We start from the raw sequence: 2423 nt of genomic DNA, 5'->3' as shown, positions 1-2423 counted from the left end.
GCCTTGAACCGCAGTCCCAACAGAACGCCCCCCGCCGATACAGCCACGACACTCATGAGCACCGAAATCTCCAATGATACCCGCAGCACTGATCGACTCACTGCGGCAGGGAAGGTTTCGTCAGCGTGTGCTCACTGATATGCGGCCTCAAAGTGCATGGCAAGTGCCAGGGTATTGCGCAGACGATCCGGTTAGGCATAGCCCCCAGTTTTCTTGCGCCCTTGTTCTTCGTGCTTCCAGGCGGCTTCCAGCCGAAGCGCACGCCAATGGGTGCGACGGGTGAGGACCTCACTGAACCATGCAAGTTTGATCAGTTGGTGCCCTGAATCGGGAGCGTCTCTGCCTGCACGCTGCCGCCTGCAGGGAGGGCGGCCAAGCCGGACGGCGGCGGGGGGATATCGATCTTCACGGTATCGCCTGGCTCGATCGGCGTGGTTTCCTCAGCCGTGAGCTCTTGCGAGCCGCTGTCCGTCATCCTCACGATCTTGAAGATCGGCTTGGCCCGTTCGCCGCGCTCTCTAAGGGCGAGCAGAGCAGGTGCCGTGACCTCGGTATCGTGCAGCAACTGCACCGCGGTGTTGGCCTTGCTGGTCACTTCGTTGAGCTGCAGCTGCGTCTCGCGCAAGGAAGCGGCGACTTCGCTGGCTTGGCTATTGGCGAGGTTGAGGATCTCGATGTCGGTCTTGCTTATCTCCTGCCTGACTCGCAAAAGCGAGGTCTCGGCAACCAACCTGTCGCTCTGCATCTGTGCGACCGTTCCCTGTAGAGAGAGTTCCCGCGGTGCAACCGCCAACCCCTTCTGGACAAGGGCCGAAACACCCGCGAGTTCCTTCTGGATGAGTTCGATCTGTTGGTCGTGGAAGGCCATCTGCTGGCCGAGCGAGGTCAGTTCCTTTTCGAGGAAATCCTTGAGTTCGCGGAGCGCACGGAGTTGCGTCGCCATGGCGTCCTTGCGGACAGCGAAGATCTTGCGCTCCTGCTCCATCGCAACCGCGACCGTCTCGTTCGAAGCTCTGTCCATCAGTTGCGCAGGGAAGGCGATGTCGTCGCTGCCAGCCAGTTCCGATTCCAGCCGCGCTTTGCGGGCGAGCAGACTGACGTTGCTCAGCGCCAGCAGACCCACGTCGCCCTGGCCCGCGATGACTTCACGCTCGAGCCTCGACATGTCCTCCTCGCGTGTTCGCAAGCCGCCGGCGATTCCCATCGCCTGCAAGACCGTCAGTCCGGGTCTGAAGGGAAACTCGCCGGGCTGCGTGACGTAGCCGACGATGTAGAACGGCCTGTACTGGACAATCTCGACGGCGACATCCGGCTGGCGGCCGAGTCCCATCTGCTGCATCAGGCGGTCGCCGATCGCACGGGCGAGGTCGCCGGGGGCGGTGCCTTGCGCTCGTATCTGGCCGACGAATGGAAGGAAGAGCGTGCCGTCGGCACCGACAACGAAGCTGTCGTTGAGAGCCGTCCATTCGAAGATCACGTCGCGTGATGCGCGCCATTCGTAAACCTTGAGCCTGACCTTGTCCTGGGGTCCGAGGAGATACTCGGCAGCCATCGTCGGCAAGGGGCAGGCAGCTGCTGCCGCCAATGAAGCCGCCGCCACCGTCAAGAGCCATTTCCGCATTGTCTTTCCCGCCGTCAGATTTTCAGGATGTATTCGGGTTCGATTCGTCCCATGGCGATGTGCAGGATCGCCAGCATGTTGCCCCTGAGCCTGCCCCTGCGATCGATATACGGCTCGGGCCGCAGGCTCTTTGCGAGGTTGGCTGCAATATTCCTGAACATCAGGGGAAGCGCGAAAGAGGCCGGAACGGAGCCCTTCCTGATCAGGTAGATCGCATTCGCAACCTGCGAATAGCCGAACCGCTTTCCGCTGACCCGGCCTGACTTGATGCCGAGATGGACGCCCGTGATTGCAGTGACGCAGACCACGCGACCTTTGGATCTCATTTGGCTGGTGAAGTCGATGTCTTCCTGCCAGCCGTACAGGACCAGGCGCTCGTCGAAGCGCAAATCTCCGACAAACGAGGACCGGAAGGACATGTTGCATCCGTACGCACCGACATGATCGACCACCGGTGGCCCATCATGTTTTTTGCCCCGGGCTTCCCGCAAGGCGGCTTCGGCATCTTCCCAGGTGAGGCCGGCATTCGTGGCCCCGTCCCTGACGACCATGCCCATCACCACCGCCCATCCGTCATTTTCCACGAAAGCTTTCTCGACCTGCGCCAGGTATTCGGTGGACGGAACGAAATCGTCGTCGAAGAATGTGATGATGTCGAAGCGCGCCAGGGAAGGTACGAGAGCCGTGTTCCGCTGGGCAGACGATCCCATCGGTCCGAAAACGAGCGACAAGGGGAAAGGACAATCTTCCGGCAGTTCGACATGCGTGGCGTCGGGCGCAGACACGATGACCTCGTCAGGAA

2 protein-coding genes are annotated in these 2423 nt (G+C 61.2%); both read right to left on the bottom strand.

The annotated features are described in order from the left end of the window. Positions 1-310: 310 nt before the first annotated feature. A complete protein-coding gene (locus tag ACXJ7R_RS30070; protein WP_095080625.1) occupies positions 311-1621 on the bottom strand; it encodes a polysaccharide biosynthesis/export family protein in 1311 nt (436 codons plus the stop codon). A 14-nt stretch (positions 1622-1635) separates the two neighbouring features. Continuing rightward, the coding region (locus ACXJ7R_RS30065; protein ID WP_457154998.1) for a glycosyltransferase family 2 protein at positions 1636-2423 on the bottom strand (788 nt) is incomplete at its 5' end.

Source organism: Mesorhizobium sp. P5_C1 (genome assembly GCF_054049815.1).
Note: the sequence above shows the minus strand (reverse complement) of the source record. Positions and strands in the feature narration are given on the sequence as shown.

What these genes read in the sequence shown, in the direction of transcription:
- ACXJ7R_RS30070 (WP_095080625.1), bottom strand. Translation starts at nt 1,621, where the DNA reads ATGCGGAAATGGCTCTTGACGGTGGCGGCGGCTTCATTGGCGGCAGCA.